Annotated in this window: 2 protein-coding genes; both read left to right on the top strand. The window is 56.1% G+C overall.

What is annotated here, in order from left to right:
• The first annotated feature begins 364 nt into the window (after window positions 1-364).
• The gene (gene istA / locus AC559A_RS18875; protein ID WP_498819241.1) at window positions 365-1,870 is read left to right on the top strand and encodes an IS21 family transposase; all 1,506 of its coding nucleotides are present in this window, start codon (window positions 365-367) and stop codon (window positions 1,868-1,870) included.
• 9 nt (window positions 1,871-1,879) lie between these two features.
• On the top strand, window positions 1,880-2,626 hold the full coding sequence (gene istB, locus AC559A_RS18870) for an IS21-like element helper ATPase IstB (protein WP_498819240.1): 747 nt from the start codon (window positions 1,880-1,882) through the stop codon (window positions 2,624-2,626).
• Window positions 2,627-3,164: the final 538 nt, after the last annotated feature.

The raw sequence follows: 3,164 nt of genomic DNA, 5'->3' as shown, positions 1-3,164 counted from the left end.
CCCGTAGATCCAGCAACGTGTGGAGCTTGATCGCAGCTTTGGTTCTTCGAAAATTGGCCCAGGGAAAGACCGAGAGACACAGGTCGATGGTGGTGTTGGCGGCCACCACTATAGAGCCACTCATGGCCGGTATAATGGGGCCACCCCATGGCCAGTCTAATGGAGCCACCTCCTGGCCAGTCTAATGAGGCCACCCTCTGGCCGGTTTAATCGAGCCACCTCGTGGCCGGTCTAATGAGGCCAGTCAATGGCCACATTAATGGAGCCACTTTGTTGGTCGAACCGTCTCATCCGAGCTTCCCAACCTGCTATCACCCTCCGACTTTCAACAAGGAGGAGTATGATGGCAAACAGGAGGTTTTCGGTGCACGAGACACGCAATGTCATTGTGAGAATGCGGCTTGGGGAGACGGACCGGCAGATAGCCAAGGATGGCCTGATGGGACGAAGCAAGGCGTCGCGGTTACGCAGCCTTGCTGATGAGAACGGCTGGCTGGAACCAGGGGCGGATCTTCCGGCTAATGACGTCATTGCTGAGCTGTTCCAAGCCCGGAGGACGCAGCAACGTCTGAATTCGCTGGTAGAGCCTTACGCGGACCATGTTCTGCTGTGGGCCAGTCAGGGCGTCTCCGGGGTTGCCATCCATCAGTGCCTGGTACGTAATCATGGATTTACCGGTGCCTATAACTCAGTGAAGCGATTTCTTCAGGCTCACCGGCCAGGACCTTCGGCCACGATTGTTCTGGATTTCAAGCCCGGGGAGGCGGCTCAGGTGGACTTTGGATCTGGACCGCGCCTGATGGATTGGGTTGCCGGGAACGAGGTCAAGACCTGGTTTTTCGTGATGACGTTGGCCTTTAGTCGGCACCAATATCTGGAGTTCGTACTGGATCAGAAGGTAGAGACGTGGCTTGGATGCCATCGGCGAGCGTTTGAATTTTTCGGCGGGATTCCCCGCAAGGCGATCATCGACAATCCCAAGTGCGCGATCACCAGGGCTTGTTATACGGACCCTGAGGTGCAGCGTGCGTATGCCGAATATGCCGAAGAATATGGCTTTTTGATTTCCCCGTGCCCTGTGGCCGACGCCGCGAAGAAAGGCATCGTTGAATCCGGAGTGAAGTACGTCAAGGAGAACTTCATGCCCTTGCGAGTATTTCGGGATCTGCCGGACATGAACCGTCAGGGGCGGGAATGGGTGCTGGAGACCGCTGGGAATAGAATCCACGGCACGACCAAGGAACGTCCGTTGAGTTACTTTGTGGAGGTGGAGAAGGCCTTCCTGAAGCAGTTACCCGCCGTGCCCCCGGAGATCGCAGCCTGGGAGCGAGTAAAGCTGCATCCTGATTGCCACGTGAATTATGACAGCCGTCGGTATTCGGCGCCGCATACCCTTATCGGCCAATATCTCTGGTTGCGGGCCACGGAAACGACGGTTCAGATATTTCACGAAGAGTCGTTGGTTGCCACGCATGTGCGTCAAGTCAGACCGGGCAAACGCTCCACCATCGAGGATCATTACCCGCCCAATGCCCAGGCCTATCTGATGGCCACGCCGCAATGGTGCCTGCAGCAGGCGGAAAAGGTGGGCGAGAACTGCCTTGAGCTTATCGAGGCGCTGTTTGCGGACAAGGTGCTGGACAAACTGCGCTCCGCCCAAGGGGTCATCCGCATGGCGGATAAATATGGCCACAAAAGACTGGAGGCGGCCTGTGCACGGGCCATTGCCCATGACACTGCGACTTATGTGGCGGTCAAAGGCATTCTGACAAAGGGGCTGGATCAGGAACCCGCACGGCAAGCCGTGCCTCTGGGCGAGACCTATGGCGGGAAGGCTCGGTTCATCCGAGGCACCTTCCCGTTGCAGTAGGAGGCCGTAATGAACCCGATGCCTCAACTTTTGCCCTTGCTCAAGCAGCTGCGTTTGTCCGGCATTCTGGATTCTCTGGACATCCGTAACCGCCAAGCCATTGATGGAAAGCTGCCCTATACGGACTTTCTGGCCTTGCTCGTCGCGGACGAAGTGGCCCGACGCGAACAGCAAAAGTTCGCCAAGTTGCAACGCCGCTCCGGCTGCAATGCCCAAAAGACCTTGGAGACATTTGACTTCACCTTCAACGCCGGAATCAATCAAGGCCTTGTCCGGGACCTGGCCACCGGCCGGTTCATAGACGAGAAAGCCCCAGTGCTGATTCTCGGCCCGTGCGGCACTGGCAAAAGCCATCTGGCTCAGTCCCTGGGGCATATGGCCGTACGCCGCGGCCACGACACGCTGTTCATCAGCCATGCAAAGCTGCTCGGCATGCTGTCGGCGGCCCGAGCTGTAGGCAACTACGAGCGGAAGCTGGCCCAGTTGGCCAGGGTGGATTTACTGATCATTGACGACTTTGGGCTCAAGCCCATGCGCCCCGGCCAAGATGAGGATTTCCACGACCTGGTCACGGAACGCTATGAGCGTCGGGCCACGGCCCTGACCAGCAATCTCGACTTCAGCGAGTGGGCCGAAGCGTTCCCGAACAAACTGCTGGCCTCGGCTACTCTGGATCGGATCAGACACGGCGCATATCAGGTCGTTCTGACCGGAAAGACCTATCGGGTGCCAAGAAGCCGCGAAGGGAAGAAATAGTTTGTGATTTCAATCAATAAGAGTGTCGTGCCGGAATGTGACCCGGCACGACTATCGAACACGGCCTTAACAAGTTTTATCAGCTTGGGAAAAATGATGTTTCATCCTTCAATATATTCAATGATGTCAGCTGATAACCAGATATTGAATAAGGCGGGAGTCCAGGGTTGGCCAGGCTCACGATTTTAAGATGAAAGGAAACAGCACCCAAGGCCAAACTGAAAAAAAATGCAAGTCATTTCAAGCAATAATCAAGGCAACTGAGGCACGACTGGTCTGTCATGCGGTTTGCATCGCGACATTTTTGGGGATGTCGCTCGCAAACCGCCCGCCAGCCCAGTCTTTACGCCATAATCCACGGAAACTCGGAAAAGACGGACCTTGACCTCAAAGTGGCTCCATTAAGGTGGCCATGGGTGGCTCCATTAGGGTGGCCATTGACAGTGGTGGCGTCCAGTGCGTAGACTGTTTGCTCCAACTCCAATCCGAAGTCTTCGTCGGAATAAAGTTTCCTGGCTATGCCAATGAGTCGATTGGC

Source organism: Desulfonatronum zhilinae (assembly GCF_900182865.1).
GTDB lineage: Bacteria > Desulfobacterota > Desulfovibrionia > Desulfovibrionales > Desulfonatronaceae > Desulfonatronum > Desulfonatronum lacustre.
Note: the sequence above shows the minus strand (reverse complement) of the source record. Positions and strands in the feature narration are given on the sequence as shown.

What these genes read in the sequence shown, in the direction of transcription:
- istB (WP_498819240.1), top strand. Translation starts at nt 1,880, where the DNA reads ATGAACCCGATGCCTCAACTTTTGCCCTTGCTCAAGCAGCTGCGTTTG.